Annotated in this window: 14 protein-coding genes and 1 other annotated feature; of the genes, 3 read left to right on the plus strand and 11 right to left on the minus strand. The window is 29.5% G+C overall.

The genetic code is table 11. The annotated features are described in order from the left end of the window. Positions 1-4 precede the first annotated feature (4 nt). From KQI68_RS06010 to KQI68_RS06020, 3 genes are read right to left on the minus strand one after another with little or no spacing between them, the layout of a single operon-like run. Positions 5-1,369 carry an MATE family efflux transporter gene (locus KQI68_RS06010; protein WP_216549227.1) on the minus strand — a complete coding sequence of 455 codons (1,365 nt, stop codon included), beginning with the start codon at positions 1,367-1,369 and terminating at the stop codon, positions 5-7. Between the two features lie 3 nt (positions 1,370-1,372). Then, entirely contained in the window at positions 1,373-2,128 is a 756-nt protein-coding gene (gene map, locus KQI68_RS06015; RefSeq protein WP_216549228.1) for a type I methionyl aminopeptidase, read from the minus strand. Further along, positions 2,116-3,012, minus strand: coding sequence for a tetratricopeptide repeat protein (locus tag KQI68_RS06020; RefSeq protein WP_216549229.1), 897 nt, complete (start codon positions 3,010-3,012; stop codon positions 2,116-2,118). Before KQI68_RS06020 ends, map begins: the two co-directional genes overlap by 13 nt. A 96-nt stretch (positions 3,013-3,108) precedes the next feature. On the opposite strand from KQI68_RS06020, the gene mnmL reads away from it, so the two are divergent. Then, entirely contained in the window at positions 3,109-4,047 is a 939-nt protein-coding gene (gene mnmL / locus KQI68_RS06025) for a tRNA modification radical SAM protein MnmL/YtqA (protein WP_216549230.1), read from the plus strand. A gap of 59 nt (positions 4,048-4,106) precedes the next feature. Next, a complete protein-coding gene (locus KQI68_RS06030; protein WP_216549231.1) occupies positions 4,107-5,444 on the plus strand; it encodes an MATE family efflux transporter in 1,338 nt (445 codons plus the stop codon). 40 nt (positions 5,445-5,484) lie between these two features. Here KQI68_RS06030 and KQI68_RS06035 read toward each other — a convergent pair whose 3' ends face one another. The 8 genes from KQI68_RS06035 to KQI68_RS06070 all read right to left on the minus strand — a co-directional run bounded on the left by KQI68_RS06035 (position 5,485) and on the right by KQI68_RS06070 (position 17,395). Further along, the gene (locus KQI68_RS06035) at positions 5,485-6,828 is read right to left on the minus strand and encodes a butyryl-CoA:acetate CoA-transferase (protein WP_216549232.1); all 1,344 of its coding nucleotides are present in this window, start codon (positions 6,826-6,828) and stop codon (positions 5,485-5,487) included. A gap of 16 nt (positions 6,829-6,844) precedes the next feature. Further along, complete coding sequence (locus KQI68_RS06040; RefSeq protein ID WP_216549233.1) at positions 6,845-9,784, minus strand: UvrD-helicase domain-containing protein; 2,940 nt, start codon at positions 9,782-9,784, stop codon at positions 6,845-6,847. Positions 9,785-9,799: 15 nt separating this feature from the next. Continuing rightward, on the minus strand, positions 9,800-10,078 hold the full coding sequence (locus KQI68_RS06045; RefSeq protein ID WP_343221674.1) for an ArsR/SmtB family transcription factor: 279 nt from the start codon (positions 10,076-10,078) through the stop codon (positions 9,800-9,802). 355 nt (positions 10,079-10,433) lie between these two features. Then, on the minus strand, positions 10,434-11,072 hold the full coding sequence (locus KQI68_RS06050; protein ID WP_216549234.1) for a nitrilase-related carbon-nitrogen hydrolase: 639 nt from the start codon (positions 11,070-11,072) through the stop codon (positions 10,434-10,436). 44 nt (positions 11,073-11,116) lie between these two features. Continuing rightward, the gene (gene ileS, locus KQI68_RS06055; RefSeq protein WP_216549235.1) at positions 11,117-14,218 is read right to left on the minus strand and encodes an isoleucine--tRNA ligase; all 3,102 of its coding nucleotides are present in this window, start codon (positions 14,216-14,218) and stop codon (positions 11,117-11,119) included. Between the two features lie 47 nt (positions 14,219-14,265). Further along, positions 14,266-14,457, minus strand: a binding site (T-box leader). Further along, positions 14,452-14,859, minus strand: coding sequence for an RrF2 family transcriptional regulator (locus tag KQI68_RS06060; RefSeq protein WP_216549236.1), 408 nt, complete (start codon positions 14,857-14,859; stop codon positions 14,452-14,454). It overlaps the preceding feature by 6 nt. A gap of 43 nt (positions 14,860-14,902) precedes the next feature. Continuing rightward, positions 14,903-16,180, minus strand: a complete 1,278-nt coding sequence (locus tag KQI68_RS06065) for an NAD(P)H-dependent oxidoreductase (RefSeq protein WP_216549237.1) — start codon at positions 16,178-16,180, stop codon at positions 14,903-14,905. Between the two features lie 18 nt (positions 16,181-16,198). Further along, positions 16,199-17,395: an aminoacetone oxidase family FAD-binding enzyme gene (locus KQI68_RS06070; RefSeq protein WP_216549238.1), complete on the minus strand. Its 1,197-nt coding sequence runs from the start codon at positions 17,393-17,395 to the stop codon at positions 16,199-16,201. Positions 17,396-17,486: 91 nt separating this feature from the next. Between KQI68_RS06070 and KQI68_RS06075 the strand changes: the two genes are divergently transcribed. Next, positions 17,487-19,121, plus strand: a complete 1,635-nt coding sequence (locus tag KQI68_RS06075; protein WP_216549239.1) for a putative manganese-dependent inorganic diphosphatase — start codon at positions 17,487-17,489, stop codon at positions 19,119-19,121. The last annotated feature ends 7 nt before the right edge of the window (positions 19,122-19,128 follow it).

The following is a 19,128-nucleotide window of genomic DNA, read 5'->3' on the forward strand; positions in this document are numbered from 1 at the left end:
CCTTTCAAGTATACCTAATCATATTTATTTTAAAGCCTTCTGTCTTCTTACGCAAATAATAATAAATTATTGTTAAAAATATTCCCTTACAAACTGAACTTACACTCATTGCAGTCCATATACCATTTACATGAAGTATTGGCATTAAGATAAGTGCTGTAGGAATTCTCAAAATATTTAATATTGCAGCATTTATTGCAGGATATTTAGTTAGTCCAAGTCCATTTAACATTCCAGTTGTGCCAATTTCAAGGGTCATAAAATACTGAGAAATTGCCATAATCTTTAAATAATCCACTCCCTTTTCAATAGCAAGTGGATCTTCTGGTATAAAGATACCAAATAAATTTCTCGCAAATAAAAATAATACTATTGAAGTTGAGATACCAATTACATTTACAATCTTCATAGCTTCTTTTCTTCCATCTCTTAATCTGTGGAAATTTTTTGCACCATAATTTTGTCCAAAAAATGAAGCAAAAGCTACTGAAAATCCATCTGCAGTCATCCAAGATATAGATTCGATTTGAGAGCCTATAGAATAAACTGCTATATAAACTGCGCCAAAGCTTGAAATATATTTATTTAATATCATGCTGACAATAGCTTGGATTAATGATTGAAGTGATGCCGGTACTCCTAAATTTAAGATTTCTTTAAAGAATTTATTATTAGGCAAATTAAAATAATTAACTCTTACAAAAATTTCTCTATTTCTAATTCCTACAAATAAGTAAAATAAAGTGGAAATCATCTGTGCAAATACTGTCGCAAGTGCTGCACCTTCTATTCCAAGTTTTGGAAAAATTCCCCATCCAAATATTAAAAATGGATCTAGAATTAAATTAATTAATAATGAAATTACTGAAATCTTAAAGGGTGTTATAGAGTTTCCCTTAGCAAAAAATGCCGATGAAAGTATAGGATTTAAAAAAGTAAATATCATTCCAATACTTACAATTAATAAATAAGTAGTTGCCATATTATGAACTTCTGATTCTAGATTATAAAATCCAATTAAGTGATTTCTAAAAATAATATAAAATATTGAAATTATTGCACAAAAAATTAAATTAATTATAAATCCAGAAATCCATACATCTTTTGATTCTTCATTATCTCCACGGCCATAAGCTTGAGCAAGTCCAACAGAAACTCCAGTTTTAGAAATTAATGTAATGGCTTGGGCGACCCACACAAAAAAAGAACATGTTCCCACTGCTGCTACAGCTTCTGTGGAAAGTCTTCCAAGCCACATTAAATCTACAAGTGAATATGCCATTTGAACAAAGGCAGTGCCCATTAAGGGCAGAGCCATTTTAGTTAATACATGTAAAATATTTCCCTTTAATAAATTTACTTCTTTCATTAATTAACAATCGCCTTGATCAGTGATAATAATTGGACCATCTTTTGTAATTGCAATTTGATGTTCATATTGAGCTGATAAAGAGCCATCTTTAGTTCTAGCAGTCCATCCATTATCATCAATTGTAAGTTCTTTCTTGCCCATATTAATCATTGGCTCAACTGTAAATACCATTCCCTCTTGGATTCTTAAACCTCTTCCAGGTTTGCCATAGTGGAGAACTTGTGGATCTTCGTGCATTTCTTGACCAATTCCGTGACCGCAAAATTCTCTTACGACAGAATAACCATGGCTTTCTGCATATTCTTGAACAGCATGTCCTACATCTCCAAGTCTATTTCCTATTACAGCTTTTTCGATTCCCTTATACATAGATTCTCTTGTTACTTCAAGAAGTTTTTTAGCTTCATCTGATACATTTCCCACTTCATATGACCAAGCAGAATCTGCTAACCATCCATCGACATTTACAACCATATCAACTGTAATAATGTCTCCATCTTTAAGTTCATATTCTGTTGGAAATCCGTGACAAATTTCATCATTTACTGAAGCGCAAATTGAATATGGAAATCCTTCGTATCCCTTTTGTTCAGGAGTTGCTCCTCTTTTTCTCAAATAATCTTCAACAAATCTGTCAATTTCAATTGTCTTAACTCCAGGTTTTATAAAATCTCTAAGTTCGTGATGAACATCTGATAGAACCCTGCCTGCAACTTGCATTTTTTTTATTTCTTCTTTTGTTTTTATAATGACCATTTTATCTCCTTTGCTATATCACATAAGTCTCTGTCCTTTATTGCCCAGTCAAGGGCTTCTTTTTTTATATCAATAGTCTTTAAAAGTTCTTCCTTTGCTCTTTGTCTCTCTCCAAGAAGACTATAAGAACAAGATTTATTATAATGTAAATTTACAGAATCATCAAAATCTTCTAGACCTCTATTTAAAATTTTTATACTCCCATTATAATCTTTCTCTTCAATATAAATTGCAGACATATTTAAAAATAAAAATGGGCTGTCAAATTTACCAATGGCATCGTAATAATATTGAAGTGCCTTTTCATTGTCTCCAAGTTTTTTATATAGCACTCCCATATTAAATAAAGCTCTGCCATAATCAGGATTTATCTCTAGAGATTCTTCGAAATATTTTTTTGCTAAATCATTCTTTTCAAGATTTTCATAAATTGAACCTAAATCATTGTAGCTAATAAAGTCGTATTCATCTATTTCGATTGCCTTTTCTAGATGCTTTATTGCAAGGTCTGACTCTGCAATCTTGTCATAACAAAGAGCTAGATAATAATGAGCCCTGTCATAATTTTCATCAAGTTCTATTGCCTTTTTATAATTCTTTATAACTTTTCTAATATCTTCTTTTAACAAATCTAGACTAACTGCTAGCCCATAATAGGCGCCAGGTAATTCTTTTATTTCAAGAATTTTTTCAAAACAAGATTTTGCCTTTTCATTTTCGTCTTTTTTGAAATATATATCTGCCAGTTCGAAGTAAACTGAAATCTTTTCTTCATCATTTGCATAATCTAATGATTTTAAAAGAAGTTCTCGAGCTCTGTCTAAATTATTATTCTGTAAAAAATCTTCGGCTAATATTATATAATTTTTAAATTTTAAATTCATAATACCTCAATTCCCATTCCTATTATATAGCATTTTAAAAAAATTCACATCCTGGAAATTTAGTTAATAAAAATATATAATTACTTTGGTGATATTATGAGAAGATTTTTTTCTTTTAACGACTTTTTTAAAATTTATTTAGGTGGAAAAACTGTAAAGTTATCTTTAGATGGAGGCTTTACTTGTCCTAATAGAGATGGACTAATTTCAACCAGTGGTTGTGTGTTTTGTTCAGACTCAGGAAGTGGAGATTTTCTATCTGATGCAAAGGAAATTGATAAACAAATTAAGATGCAAAAAGATTTTTTAAAAAATAAGTGGAAAGCTGAAAAGTACATGGCTTATTTTCAAAACTTTACAAATACTTATGGAGATTATGATTACATAGAAAATTTATATGAAAATATAATTAATAGAGACGACATATCTGCTATTTCCATTGCAACAAGATGTGACTGCATCAATGAAAAAATAGTTGATTTAATAACAAGACTTAATGAGAAAAAATTAGTCTTCTTAGAACTTGGACTTCAAAGCACAAATGAAAACACAATTAAACTTATAAATAGAGGCTATTCTCACAAAAAATTTGATGAAATTATAAAAAAATTAGATGAGAATAAAATTAAATATCTTCTTCATATAATTTACGGACTACCCGGTGAGAATCACATTGATTTTAAGAATACTTTTGATTATGCAAATTCACTTAAACCTTTTGGAATTAAATTTCACAATTTATACATCACTAAAAATACTTATATTCATAAAATGTATAAAGAAAATCCTTTTAAAATATTAGAAAAGAATGAATATATTGATTTAGTCCTTAATTCAATAGAAAATATAAATGATAAAACTGTAATTCACAGACTTACAGGAGATCCCGATAGAGATAAACTTGTAGCACCAAATTGGTCGCGTGATAAATTATCTGTAATCTCATCAATTGATAAGAAACTCAAAGAGAAAAATATCCCAATAATTACAGAAGAAGAAATTAAAGAGGTTTGTGATTATTGGAAGAACTATTAAATTTATTTAATGCAAAATCTTTAAAAAGTATTATAATAGATATAACCTTGGAGGTGACAATGGAAAAAGAGATTGACAAATATGAAGAGATGATAAATACTCCTTTAGAAAAATTAATTTTAAAGCTATCTGTACCCGCAATATTTTCAATGATAATAATTACACTGTATCAAAGTGCGGATACTTTTTTTGTATCAAAGATTAATGCAAAGGCAACCGCTGCTGTTGGAATCGCGACTTCAGTTATTGCTTTTATTGAAGCCATAGGTTTTTTCTTAGGACAGGGTTCTGGAAATAATATTTCAAAATTTCTTGGAAAAAAAGATCACGAGGCTTCAAGTATTTTGGCAAGTGTTGGGTTTTTCTCTGCACTTATAGTGGGTCTAATAATTGCAGTAGTAGGTAATTTAATTTTGCCAAGCATAATGCCTATTTTGGGATCAACTGATACTATTACGCCTTATGCTATTTCTTATCTTAGAATAATTTTATTATCTAGTCCTTACTATTGTGCAGCACTTGTATTAAATGTAATTCTAAGGTTTCAGGGATTTCCAAAACTTGCAATGTATGGATTATCTTCAGGTGCAATTTTAAATATTATCCTTGATCCGATATTCATCTTTGTACTTGATTTAGGAATTGCAGGAGCTGCAATAGCTACAATTATTTCTCAATTTTTAGTATTTATTGTACTTTTATATTTTATTAATAAAAAAGGCTTGGTAAAAATTTCAATTAAAAACTTTAAACCAAGCAGCAAATATTTATACTTAATTTTTAATGGAGGTATACCTTCATTATTTAGACAAATGTTCATATCATTAGCTATTGTCTCAGTAAATACATCACTTAAACTATACGGGGATAACGCACTTGCAGCTTATGCAATAGTTAATCAAATTACAAAGCTAACAACTTCAGTGGTTGTTGGGCTTTGCCAAGGTTATCAACCAGTTTGTGGTTATAACTTCGGTGCAAGAAAAATAGATAGAGTTAAAAAAGGCTTTATATTTATAGTAAAATTTTCAAGTATATTACTTGTGTTTGTTTCAATACTTCAAATTATCTTTGCAAAAAATTTAATTGGAATATTTAGACATGAAGAAGAAATTATTAGACTTGGAACACTTGCCTTAATCTTACAAAGCCTGGTGTTCTACTTAACTCCATTTATAACAGCTTCAAATATGATGCTTCAAACTATAGGATATGCCTTTAGTGCAACTCTAATAGGAATATCAAGAAATGGAATGTTGTTTTTGGTAATACTTGTAAAAATACTTCCAAAATACTTAGGAATAACTGGAGTGTTTTTATCAAGCCCACTTGCAATAATACTTTCCTTTATGCTAACACTTGTCATTCAATTAGATTTATTTAGAAAATTAGACTGATATGTAAAAATCCTCCCAAAAGGGAGGATTTTTTTATTTATTATCTCTTATTTGAATTTCTCCAAATATTCATTTTTTCTGCTTCTTTAATTAAATCATCTCTAAATTCTGGTGCAGCAAGGTTAATTATTCCTTCTGCTCTTTGCCATGTTGACATTCCTTTACAGTTAAATTTACCGTGTTCTGTTACAATCCAATGTGTATTTGGTCTTGCAGCAGTTATTGCAGAGAATGTTTCGAAATTAGGAACTATTCTAGATTCATCTTTTCCAGTTTTCTTATTGTGGAATTTTGATGATAGACAGATAAATGATTTTCCACCTTTAGATAAATAAGCTCCAAGCACGAAGTCAAGTTGTCCACCTGCTCCAGAGATGTGTTTTAATCCTGAAGATTCAGAACTTACTTGTCCAAATAAGTCAATATTTACTGCGTTGTTAATTGATACAAAGTTATCAAGTTGAGCAATAACCCTTGCATCATTTGTATAAGATACTGGTGCAGCCATACAATCAGCATTGTTATCAATGTAATCAAGCATTTCTTTTGAACCAGCAGCAAATCCATAAGTTTGTCTAAATCTATCTATATTTTTCTTAGCTCCAGTAAGCTTACCTTTTTTAGCCATTTCAACGAATCCATCAACATACATTTCTGTATGAACTCCAAGATCCTTTAAATCTGATTCTGCGATAAGAGATCCTACTGCATTTGGCATTCCACCAATTCCAAGTTGTAGAGTAGCCCCATTAGGAATTTCTTCTACGATTAATTCCGCAACTTTCTTATCTACTTCTCCAAAGCTTCCTGATGGAAGAGTTGCAATGTCAGGGTTTTCTCCTTCAATTATATAGTCAACATCTTTGATATTGATTTCGTGTTCAAATCCACCAAGAGCTGTTGGCATTTTTTCGTTAACTTCTATAATTACTTTGTCAGCTGCTTCAATAACTGCCATTAAGTGAGATGCACTTAGTCCAAAGTTGAAATTACCGTGTCTATCCATTGGAGGAGTAACTATTACTGCAATATCAACCTTACAGTTTTCTCTATACCATTTTGGAAGTTCAGAATATCTTAGTGGACTGTAAAATCCACCTTGAGTTTTATTAATTCTATTTCTGTCTGGTCCACCAGCATGCCAAGAATTCCATACTACTTTTTCTCCTTCTGGATCCTTTTTAAATACTTCAGGTTCCCAAAGAAGTACCCCACCTCTTAAATAAATTTCATTTAATTCATCCAGTCTTTCAGCTAAAGCCTTATCAAAAGCAACCGGAGTGTTAACACACCATGCATAATCAATCCACATATTGTCCTTTACCATAGCTGCTGCATCTTTAGCAGAAATTAATTTTGATTCATATTGTTTAGAATAGTCCATATTTCCTCCTTTAAAACTATATATAATCCTTATAACTATTGTGACATCTTAAGAATTTAATAAACTTTTCAAACTCTTTTATGATATCCCTTTCACTTCCTACATTAGTCTCAACATATATTTTATTCCTACCCCTTAAGTCAAAAATATAAGCACCCTTTACAGTAATTTTGTATAGGTCTTCGAAAAATTTAGAGTATAAAATTAGCTGGTCCTTGTAAGTTTCATATATTTCTCCAATTGGCAGTGAAGATGTTTTCAAATCTATTATATAATATTCTCCATCTATTATTACAACTTGATCAATAAATCCCTTTACTAAATATCCATTTAAGCTGTAATAATAAAGAAGTTCCTTATAAATTATATCATCTTCTTCCATTTCAAGATAATTTTTACAAAGTTTTGAAACAAGTTTATATTTTTCTTCCGTTAATTCTTCCTCGTAAAAATTAAAAATTCTCTCTATATAAATTTTTATATCATCTATTTTTATATCTTTTTTGGAATAATTTTCTGCAAAGAAATGCACAATAGTTCCCAGTAGCATAGGATCCATTACTTGTTCTTTCCCGCTACCCATTGTATACTCATCAATTCCTAAAAAGTATTTTTTATAAAAATCCTCTCTATTTCTTTTAAAATTTATAAAATCAGTAACTGTATAGTACTCTCGAATTCTGCTTTCATTATTCTCAAAGGAACCTAGATTTTCATAAGTTTTTACTTCAATCGCTTTTCTTTCTTCACTTGTAAACTCATAATCTAATAAATTTAAGTCACAGTTTTCCATCATTTTAAAATATGAATCTGATTGAGGTTTGTCAAAATTTCCAAATAAAATAAGTTTTTCCATTGCCCTTGTCATTGCAACATATAGAATTCTCTTTTCTTCTTCTGAGTCCATATCTTTATTAAAATTAACAATATTTTTAAATTTATAATTTGAATATTTTGATTTAATTCCTAGTCCATTTTCACTTACTACAATTTTATTTGTTACATTTTTGGATCTTTTAGAATCCATATTTGATATAATTAGTGCTTTAAATTCGAGACCCTTAGACCTGTGAATTGTAAGTAAGTTAATTCCATCTTCTAAATCGTCAAATTCCTTTAACTCAATGTATTCTTCAAATAATCTATAATCACTGGAAAATTTTTCTACAAATTCAGTTATTATATCTTGAAACTGGAATAGATATTTCATTTCATTGCTTGTCAAATTTTTAAGAGAATAAAAGTATTTTATAACTTCTTTAGCAACTTCATCTAAATATAAAGTTTTTGATTTTTCTTGAAGTTCTACTAAGAAATTTATAAATTTTTCTAATTTATCTCCCTTTTTTTCAATATTTAATAAATCTTCAAAACTCTTTGCATTGCTATTTAAAACATTGAGCAAATCTTCAAATTTAAAATTTAAAATTGGTGAATTAAATAGAGATAAAGTCTTTATAAAATCATCGGGACTGTAAATAGTTGACAAAATATTATTTGCAAGTTTTAAAACTTCAATTTCTTTTATATTTTTCTTGCCTTTATTAAAAGCAATATCATTTGCATAAAATACTTCGGATAATTCTTGAATTTGATTATTACTTCTAGCAAGAATTGCTATATCTTTAACATCAAAATTTTTTTGCAAATCTTTTACTAAATTAACTATTTCAGATTTTTTATCTGTGTTATAAAGATAAACTCCACCATCAAAACTTTGGTCAGAAATTAATTCTTCGTAAGGGTCTAAAATCTCATTAAATACATTATTTATAAAATCTATTATATTTTTGTCACTTCTATAATTAATATTCATCAAAAGAGATTTTCCCATAGACTTTACATAATCCGAAAAATTATAATAGGAATCTAAATCAGATCCTCTAAATGCATATATTGACTGCTTTGGATCCCCAACAATAAAAAGATTGGAATCTCTAAAATTTCTAACTATTTTATTTTGAATTTTATTAGTATCTTGATATTCATCAATTAAAATGTATTTGTATCTTTCTTGAATTTCTTTTTTTAAGTATTCATTTTCAATAATTTCACTTGTGTAAATTATTATGTCATCGTAATCAAGAAGATTTAAGAAGTTTTTTCTAGTCGAGTATTCCTTGTCAATTTCTTTTAAAATATCAATTATAAAAATATAATAATCTTTATTCTTTGATTCTAAATTCTTTTTTAGTTCTACAATATATTCTGTTATTTCATGAATTTTATCTTGATTAGGTTTAGAGCTTCCAAGATTATTTAAGATTTTATCAAGTATTTCTCCATTATATTCAGAAGAATTTCTTATCTCTTCAAATTCTTCTGTTAAATATAATTTATTAAATTTTGAAGTTGGTTTTAAAACTTTTGAGTAATCTTCTAGCAAAATAAGTAAATTATTAAAATCTCCACTAGAATCTTCAAAAATCAATGATTTATGTAGTATTTCATCGAAATCATAATTATTATTTCTAAAATCATTGTAAAGATTTATAAATTCATCTAATTCCTCAAAAGGCGTTGTTCTAAAATCTTTTAAGTAACTTTCGTAGTCACCACCCTTATATGTATATAAAACTTTTTTAACACTTTCTTTAATTAGTGTTGTAGACATTGCTTCATCGCAAACATCAAAATTAGGATTAATCCCTATTACTAGGGAATAATCCTTAATCATTTCAAGACAAAAAGCATGTATTGTCATAATATTTAATTCTGACTCATCAAAAGAAATCTCTTCTTCAACCATTTCCTTAGAAATTCTTGACTTCATTTCTTCTGCTGCTTTATTTGTAAAAGTAATTGCAAGAATGTTTCTAGGAAGAGTGTTGTGTTTTACAATATTAATAAATCTTGAAGTCAGTACTCTAGTTTTACCTGTACCAGCTCCAGCTATTAAAGTTATATTTTCATCTATTAAATTAACAGCTTTTTCTTGAATATGATTTAATTTCATTATTTCTCCAATAAACTAACTAAATAATGCTCGTGCTACAGAAATGATAAGATCATTTTCAACTTTGTAAAATATTTCCGTACCTTTTCTAGTACTTTCTAAAATTCCAGCTCTTTTTAATTTGCCTAAGTGAGAAGAGATTGTAGGCTGTGGCACTTGAAATTTTTCTTGCATACTACCTACGTTACAAGGTCCATTATCAATTAAATTCTTGATGATATTAAGTCTGACTGGGTGAGCCATGACTTTAAGTACCTCTGCTGTCTTGTCTAAATCTAATGTTTTATCTTTCACTTAATACCTCCAAATTATTTTATATAATAACATTATAATATTTAATAATTGAATCTTTGTCAATTCTTCGAGGTTTTGAAATCTATTATTAAAATTGCTATATAAAGCCATTTAACCTTATTGTAAATTTTGTGTAAAAAATCTTAGACTTTACTTAACTTTTGTTTAAATTTATATTAAATTTTTTAAGTATTTACAAATAAATTTTATTAGTCTTTTTAATATAATTCTTTTCTTCGAGAACTCATTAGGTCGAATGTTTTTAATAGTTTCTTTTTATAGTTTAAATCAATCTCTGTGAATTTAATTTCTATTTTTTTATCAGGGCTTATTAAGTAATCACCCATTGGGTTTATTACCGCACTTTGACCACAGAATCTATCTTTGGAATTTTTTGAAGTCTATTATTTGCAACAACAAAAATTTGATTTTCTATCGCCCTAACCTTGCAATAGGTTTTAAAATTTTCTTCTCCAGCTTCCGGCCAAGCTGCGACTATAAATAGTATTTCTATTCCTTGTAAGGCTAGTTTTCTAATCATTTCCGGAAAGCTAATGTCAAAACAAATTGCAACTGAACATTTAATATTATCAATTTTAAAAGTTATAAAATTACAACCTTGTGCTGTAAATTTATCTTCATCTGAACCTATATAAAGATGAGTCTTATCATAGGAAGCTATAAGTTCACCACTTCTATTATAAATAAAAGAAGTGTTTTTTACTTCTCCATTATAAAAATTCGCAACGCTTCCTCCTATTATATTTACATTTAGTTTTTTAGATAGTTTTGAGAAAAATTTATTTACTCTATCTCCTTCTCCAATAACTTTTTCTTTTAACTCTTCATCAAATTCACAAATATTCCAAAGTTCAGGTAGAACTATAGTATCAGGTCTATTTTTAGCTGCTTCTAGAATTTTTTCTTCAGCAATTTTATAATTTTTATCTATATTTACAGGGTCAAATTTATCTTGAATAATTGCTATTTTCATAAGCCCTCCTATATAAAAAGGTCCAGCAATGCTGAACCTTAATATTATAACTTTTCTATTGCTATCTTAATATCGTGACCATTTAAGTTTTCAACTTCAGAAGAGTTGTCTACATTCTCAATCTCAAGAGCAAGAGTTTCAGTTTTAATAAATTCTTTTTCTGATTCAATTGCTTCTGTAACTTCTTCATCAGTAGTGTATTTAATCTTAATATTGTCAAGAATATCTAGATCTTTTTTCTTTCTAAGTTGTTGAACTTTAGATACAAATTCTCTTACATAACCTTCTTTTAAAAGTTTTTCATCGAGCTCAGTGTCAAGAATTACGAAAAGATTATTTTCCATAACTACGTCAAAACCTTCTTTGGCGCTAATTTTAACTTCAACAAAATCTCTTTTGATTTCTGTTTCTTCTCCGCCAAGTTCTAACATAACATCTTTTTCATTTAGTTCATTAAGGAATTCTTTAGAATCTAATTCGCGAAGTACATTTCCGAATTCTTTAACTTTCTTTCCAAGTACGCTACCGCAAACTTTGAAATTTGGTTTTAATTCAAATTCCATATATTTAGAAAGATCTTTTTCAAATACAACTTCTTTGACATTTAATTCTTCTTCGATTAAATCAGTTAATTCGCCAATTATTTCTTGATATTTACCATCGATAATTACCTTATTAAGAGGTTGTCTAACTTTAATCTTAGCTTCCTCTCTTGAAGCTCTACCAAGTGTTACTAAATCTCTAACAAGATCCATTTTTTCTTCGACCTTGTCATCAATTTTAGCTTCATCAAATTCCGGATAATCTGCAAGATGAACTGATTCTCCCTCAGTTAGTGATTTATACATTTCTTCAGCTATAAATGGAACAAATGGAGCTATTAGTTTAGTTACTCCTAAGAGAACATCATAAGTTGTCTTGTAAACTGCAAGTTTAGTTTGATCTTTATCAGTTTTCCAGAATCTTCTTCTGTTCCTTCTTATATACCAGTTAGAGATATCCTCGATTACAAATTCTTGGATTTCACGAACTACTTTTGTAAGTTCAAATTGATCCATATCTTCTCTAACATTTTTAACAAGTCTATTGTATTTAGAAACTAACCATTTGTCGATTTCATCTAAGTCTTCGTATTTAACATCGTATTCTCTTGGATCGATTTCATCTGTATTTGCATAAAGACTAAAAAAGTTGTAAGTGTTTCTTAAAGATCTAAAGAATTTAGATTCAATTTCTCTTAATCCATCTTCATCAAATTTTGTAGGAGCCCATGGTGGTGATACATAAAGTAAGTACCATCTCACAACGTCAGCACCGTATTTATCAAATAATTCAAATGGTGCTACAGTATTTCCTCTTGATTTAGACATCTTCTTTCCTTCTTTATCAAGAATTAAGTCATTTACAAGTACATTTTTATACGGACTCTTTCCAGTCATATAAGTTGAAATTGCAATTAAGGAGTAGAACCATCCTCTAGTTTGGTCAATTCCTTCACAGATAAAGTCTGCTGGGAATAATTCATCAAAGTTTTCTTTATTTTCAAATGGATAATGCCATTGTGCAAAAGGCATTGAGCCAGAGTCAAACCATACATCAATTACATCAGGTTCTCTCTTCATTTCCTTGCCACAGTGAGGACATTTCAAATGAATATCATCAACATAAGGCCTGTGAAGCTCTACATCTTCAGGTACATCTTCAACGGCTTTATTTCTTAAATCTTCGATAGAACCAACTGATTCTGTATGACCACATTCACATCTCCAAATTGGAAGTGGTGTTCCCCAATATCTTGAACGAGAAATTGCCCAGTCATTAAGATTTTCTAGCCAATTTCCAAATCTCTTTTCTCCGACAAAATCTGGGAACCAATTTACTCCGTTATTATTTTCAATTAGCTTATCCTTAAACTTAGTAACTTCAATGTACCAAGATGGATGTGCGTAATAAATAAGTGGAGTGTGACATCTCCAACAGTGTGGATAATTATGTGACACTTTTTGCTTAGAGAATAGTAAATCGTGATCAATTAAATAATGAAGAATTTCATGATCTGCGTCAATTACAAATTGACCCTTCCATGGAGTTTCAGTAAACTTGCCTTCTTCATCTACTGGTTTAATCATCGGAAGGTCATATCTTCTTCCAGTTTGGTAGTCATCTTCACCAAATGCAGGTGCAGTATGAACAATACCAGTACCATCTTCTGTAGTTACATAATCAGCTAAAACGACATAAAATGCTTTTTTATCTGGTTTTATAAAATCAAGTAATTGTTCGTATTCAATGTGTTCAAGTTCTTCACCTAGAAGAGTTTCAACTACTTCATATTCACTGTCTTTAAAAACATCTCCTGCAAGATTTTTTGCAACATAATAGAAATTTCCATCTTCATGCTTAACTTTTACATATTCAACTTTTGGATTAACTGCAAGGGCAATATTTGATGGAAGAGTCCATGGTGTAGTTGTCCATGCTAGGAAATATTCATTATCTATGTCTTTGATTTTAAATTTACAAGTTGCAGTAACTGTTTTGATTTCTTCATAGCCTTGTGCAACTTCGTGAGATGCAAGTCCAGTTCCACATCTTGGACAATATGGCACAATTTTATGACCTTCATATATAAGTCCATCATTAAACATTTTGTCTAGAATATGCCATACAGATTCTATATAAGAATTTTCAAGAGTGATGTAAGGATGATCTAAGTCAATTAAATATCCCATTCTTCTAGTAAGTTGTCTCCACTCTTTTTCATATTCAAAAACAGACTCTTTACATTTTTTATTAAATTCTTCAACTCCATAAGCTTCAATGTCTTGTTTATTGTGAAGATCTAATTTCTTTTCAACTTCAATTTCTACTGGTAGACCATGAGTATCCCAACCTGCTTTTCTCTTAACTTCATATCCAAGCATTGTATGATATCTACAAGTTAAATCCTTTAAAGTTCTCGCCATTACATGGTGAATTCCAGGTTTACCATTAGCTGTTGGAGGTCCTTCATAGAAAATATATGGTTGTCCATCTTTTCTTGTCTCCACAGATCTGTGAAGAAGATCGATGTCATCCCAAAATTCTGAAATTTTTTCTTCTCTCTCACTAACATGAGCTTTTGATAATTCTTTAAACTTTGCCATCTAAAACTCCTTTTTCTTCTAAATATAAAAATCCCTTCTCAATATGGAGAAGGGACGAATTAACCGCGGTACCACCCTAATTATAGGTATCTATCACTTAATAATTTTATCGCAATTAACGTGAAGACTTTTAATCTTCAAGCTCCGAGGTGATCTATGCATTATTAAAACTCAGCCTCTCACCAATTAGCTGATCTCTGTGGTTTAGACAAATGCACTCTTCTCATCATAGCTTATATAAACTTGTCAATTGTTTGACTTTTAAACATTTTAATAATATTACTTTGAATTCCACCTAAGCTACTGTGGAATTTACAATGTTTAACATCATCTTTTTCTCTCTTGTTACAATGATTGTCTTCATAAAGACATCTATTAATAACAATTGGTCCGTCCACTGCAACGATTATATCGTAGAGTGTAATATCTTCTTTGGGCTTATTTAAATAATAGCCACCTGTAGAGCCTCTCTTGGCAGCTGTTATCCCTGCAAGATTTAATTTACGAAGTATGCGAAGTGTAAATCTTTTTGTCACAGCTTCTTCTTCGGCAATTGTTGGAGCGCCAACAACTTCATTTTCATGTCTTGCTAGGTAGCTCACAATTCTAAAGGCATAATCTGTTTCTTGCGTAATTCTCATTCTATACCCCTTTTCGACTATTTATCCATTATATCATCTATTATCACATTTTGAAATAGTCATCTTGTAATTTTCTAATTTTAACAATACTTGAATTTTCATTTAACACTACATCTTCATAGGTTAAAATTTTATCTTTTTTTATATCTCTCTTTGCAAATGATCCTTCTACAATTATTCCAATTGGAATGTGATTTCCCTTTAATTGATCTTCTTTAGTTTCAAGTGTTCCAAAAATCATATCACTACCTATGGACTCTAAGCTCTCACCCTTTTTAATATCTCTTTTTGCAACTGCAACGGTTTCTGCAACGGGTCCTTTACATGGTGCTATAGATGAGTCACCTAGTACAACTGCCTTTATAATTGACCTAGGTGTTTCTAAACTTGTAAGGTGATAAGGCCTGTAAATTGTATAATTAGGTCCATCTCCCATAGATAAGTAATTCATTTCGTAGTTTATTATATCAGATTTTGCACGAACAACGGCAAATACTCCAGGTGCAATTCCAGTTGCAAAATCTACAACTTTATAATTATTTAAAATTCCACCTTCTGATTTTAATTTAAAGTCGTCTGCAATATTTTTTGGTGTCGTATCAATAAAATGGCATCCTCTAACATCTGGTACAAAACCAAGAGCATTGCAAACTGCATTTAACTCAATCATTGTATTTGTACCATCTACAAAAGAAGTCAACATTCTTGGATTTAATTTCTTAGCTTTTGCCTTTTCATAAAGCTCGGATGGAGTTGCATAATTATTTAATTCATTGTTTTTTCCCTTACCTAGAACTAAAACTTCAAATCCACATTCCCTTGCAAATTCATAGAGTTCAATAATTGCTCCAGGTTCATCTCCATAGCTTCCAGAATATACAACTTTCTTTTCATCAGCCAAATGTTTTAAATAAGGACCAATTGTAGCGTCCATTTCAACATTTAAACTAACTATATTGACACCATTTTCAATAGCATTAAGACTTATTTCAGTACCAGCTTCAGTATTTCCTGTACAATCTACTACAACATCTACAATACTTGATGCTATATTATTATTAGTTGTAATTATAAATTTTTTATTATCTATTACTTTCTTAGCTTCTTCTATGTCATCAGTATAAAAAGTATCAGCTTCATTTACATTTGCACTTTCCACTGCTTTTTTTAAAGTTTCTTTATTTCTTGAAGCAAGAACTATTGGATAAAAATTCCCCTTTTCTACAAGAAGACTAAATAGTGTAGAACCCATTAGTCCTGTTCCCACTATTCCAACAGAAATATTTCCATATTCTCTTAATTTATTTTCTAAATAAAACATTTGTCCTCCGCTTCCAATCTATTTTGTCTTTTCATTAAGTATTTTACCTAGTCTGTATCCACATGCAAAGGCAAAGTGAAGATTATATCCTCCACAATCTCCGTCAATGTTTAATGCCTCTCCTATGATGTATAAATCTTTAATTACTTTTGAAGAGTAGTCACTGGAGTTTACTTCATTTAATATAACTCCACCTCTAGTAACTTGAGAATTTTTAAATCCAGTATTACCTGTAACTGTAAATTTTGATCTCAAAAGAAGATTTATAATTTTTATAAACTCTCTATCATCTATTGCATCAATTACAATATCTTTATCTAACTTTAGACTATCTAGTATATAGTGAATAAATTTTTTGTCGACTATACCCATTAAAAATTCTACTATAGAAAATTCTTTAAACATATAGTACCTAGTGTAAAGCATGTCCATTGTATTTTCATCTACATTATTAATAATGGGAACTTCTAGATAATCTCCGCTATTTGCATAAACTGATAAGTCAAGGATTGGCGGTCCACTTATTCCATAATTAGTAAATAAAATTTCTCCATTTGCCTCAATTATTATACCATCTTTTTTTAAAAGTTTAGCATCTCCTACAACTTTAACTCCACTTAAATGTTTTAAATATTTTGAATCAAGCGTAAGTTGTGTGAGAGCTGGCTTTAAATCAGTTATGTGATGACCTAAATCTCTTAATATTTTAAAAGATTTTCCATCAGATCCGCTTGAAGGCATTGAATTTCCACCAAAAGCTGCAATAACTTTATCTGCATATAGCACTTCATCTTTAGTAGTAACTTGAAATTTATTCTTTTTCTTTTCAATTTTTAAAACTTCTGAGTCGGTTTTTATTTCAATATTTTTCTTCTCAAGCCAATATATTAAAATGGACAAAACTGTATTTGCCTTTAATGTAATGGGATAAACTCTATTGCCATCAGTTGTTGATTCAAGTCCATGAATTTTAAAATAATTAATTAAGTCTTGATTTTTAAAATCTTCTAAAGTTTCCTTTACAAAATTAGGATTTGAATAATTATTTTCATCTAGATTTAGATTTGTATAATTACATCTTCCATTACCTGTTGCTAATAATTTTTTCCCTATTCTATTGTTTTTTTCAAGTAAAATAACATTGTTGTTTTCATTTTTTGCTTCTATTGCACAGACCATACCTGCTGGCCCTGCTCCAATAATTATTATATCCATAATATCACCATTAAATTATATCCTAATTCCCTATTATTTTACAATAAATTAAGAAATCTATGTTATAATATCATAGAAATTTGGAGGAATTATGAAAAATAAAATTTATATAACAGGTCATAAAAATCCAGACACTGACAGTATTTGTTCTGCAATCGCTCTAGCTGAACTTAAAAATAAAATGGGAGAAGATGCAGAAGCTATTAGACTAGGTGGTCTAAATAGAGAAACTGAATTTGTCTTAGATTATTTTAAAGTTGATAAACCAAGGCTTAAAACTTCAATCAAGCCACAAATTAGAGATATTGAAATTGATGCGGCTTATTGTGTGAATCCATCGCTTTCAATGGCAGGAGCAATGGATTTAATCCAAAAGAACAATATTAATTCTCTTCCAGTTGTCGATGATGAAGAGAATTTAATTGGAATTGTAAGTCTATCTAATATTGCATCTTCTTATATGGAAATTTGGGACGATTCAATAATTGGAAGAAGTAACACAAGTCTTGAAAATATAATTGATGTACTCAAAGCAAAAATTTTATACATGCCAGAAAATCCTAGAGAACTTTCAGGAAAGATGGCTGTTAAGGCAATTAAAAATCAAGATTTAATAAATGAAGGCGATATTGTTATAGTTGGAGATGACGAATCTGACCAAGAATCAGTTATTAATAAGGATATTTCTCTTTTAATTTTGACTATCTCTACTAAACTTAATGATGACTTATTAAAGCTTGCAAAAGAAAGAAATGTAACAGTTATTAACACTGGCCTTTCAACTTTTATGGTTGCAAGAATATTACCTCAAGCTGTTCCAGTTGAATATGTAATGACTAAGGAAGATTTAGTTGTATTTCATAAAGATGATTTAATTGACGATGCTAGAGAAAAAATGAGTCAATCAAGATTTAGGTCCTATCCTGTTCTTGATGACAAAAATCAAGTTATTGGAAATATTTCTAGATATCACTTAATTTCTAATTTAAAGAAAAAAATAATTCTTGTCGACCACAACGAGAGAAACCAATCAATTGATGATATAGATTCTGCTGAAATTGTACAAATTGTCGACCATCACAGAGTTGCCAATGTCTCAACTTCTCAGCCAATTTATTTTAGAAATGAGCCAGTTGGATCAACTTCAACAATTATTTCAAAAATGTTTTTTGAAAATGGAATAAAGCCATCTAGGAAAATTGCAGGACTTCTTTGTGCTGCTATTATTTCTGATACTCTTTTATTCCGCTCACCAACTTCTACAGAAACTGATAAATATGTTTTAAAGAAGATGAGTAAAATTGCTGCAATTGATGTTGAAGATTTTGCAATGAAAATGTTTAAAGCCGGAACAAGTCTTGAAGGTAAAAAGCCTGAAGAACTTTTAAACTCTGATGTTAAAAACTTTTCTTTTGAAGGTAAGAACGTAAGAGTTTGCCAAATCTTTACAATGGATTTAGATTCTACTACATCAGTTGAAAAAGATTTAAAAGATGCAATGAATGATTATATCAATACAGAAAATTGCGAGTCATTTATTCTTATGATTACAGATATATTTAGAGAAGTTTCTGAAGTTATTGTAGTTGGAAGCTTTAAAGATTCCTTGGCAAGACAATTTGGTCAAGAAATTAAAGATGGAAAGTTTATGGCAGATGGACTTCTATCTCGTAAGAAACAATTAATTCCAAATTTAAGTGCTGCGGTAAACGAAGATTTAAATTAAAAAAAAG

Origin of the sequence: Peptoniphilus ovalis (assembly GCF_018919265.1) — a bacterium.
GTDB classification, from domain to species: domain Bacteria; phylum Bacillota; class Clostridia; order Tissierellales; family Peptoniphilaceae; genus Peptoniphilus_A; species Peptoniphilus_A ovalis.

Excerpts from the sequence above, each read along its gene's own strand:
- KQI68_RS06070 (WP_216549238.1), bottom strand. The coding sequence starts at position 17,395 with ATGGATATAATAATTATTGGAGCAGGGCCAGCAGGTATGGTCTGTGCA.
- KQI68_RS06030 (WP_216549231.1), top strand. The coding sequence starts at position 4,107 with ATGGAAAAAGAGATTGACAAATATGAAGAGATGATAAATACTCCTTTA.
- KQI68_RS06075 (WP_216549239.1), top strand. The coding sequence starts at position 17,487 with ATGAAAAATAAAATTTATATAACAGGTCATAAAAATCCAGACACTGAC.
- KQI68_RS06010 (WP_216549227.1), bottom strand. The coding sequence starts at position 1,369 with ATGAAAGAAGTAAATTTATTAAAGGGAAATATTTTACATGTATTAACT.
- KQI68_RS06035 (WP_216549232.1), bottom strand. The coding sequence starts at position 6,828 with ATGGACTATTCTAAACAATATGAATCAAAATTAATTTCTGCTAAAGAT.
- KQI68_RS06060 (WP_216549236.1), bottom strand. The coding sequence starts at position 14,859 with ATGAGAATTACGCAAGAAACAGATTATGCCTTTAGAATTGTGAGCTAC.
- KQI68_RS06065 (WP_216549237.1), bottom strand. The coding sequence starts at position 16,180 with ATGTTTTATTTAGAAAATAAATTAAGAGAATATGGAAATATTTCTGTT.
- KQI68_RS06020 (WP_216549229.1), bottom strand. The coding sequence starts at position 3,012 with ATGAATTTAAAATTTAAAAATTATATAATATTAGCCGAAGATTTTTTA.
- KQI68_RS06040 (WP_216549233.1), bottom strand. The coding sequence starts at position 9,784 with ATGAAATTAAATCATATTCAAGAAAAAGCTGTTAATTTAATAGATGAA.
- map (WP_216549228.1), bottom strand. The coding sequence starts at position 2,128 with ATGGTCATTATAAAAACAAAAGAAGAAATAAAAAAAATGCAAGTTGCA.
- mnmL (WP_216549230.1), top strand. The coding sequence starts at position 3,109 with ATGAGAAGATTTTTTTCTTTTAACGACTTTTTTAAAATTTATTTAGGT.
- KQI68_RS06050 (WP_216549234.1), bottom strand. The coding sequence starts at position 11,072 with ATGAAAATAGCAATTATTCAAGATAAATTTGACCCTGTAAATATAGAT.
- ileS (WP_216549235.1), bottom strand. The coding sequence starts at position 14,218 with ATGGCAAAGTTTAAAGAATTATCAAAAGCTCATGTTAGTGAGAGAGAA.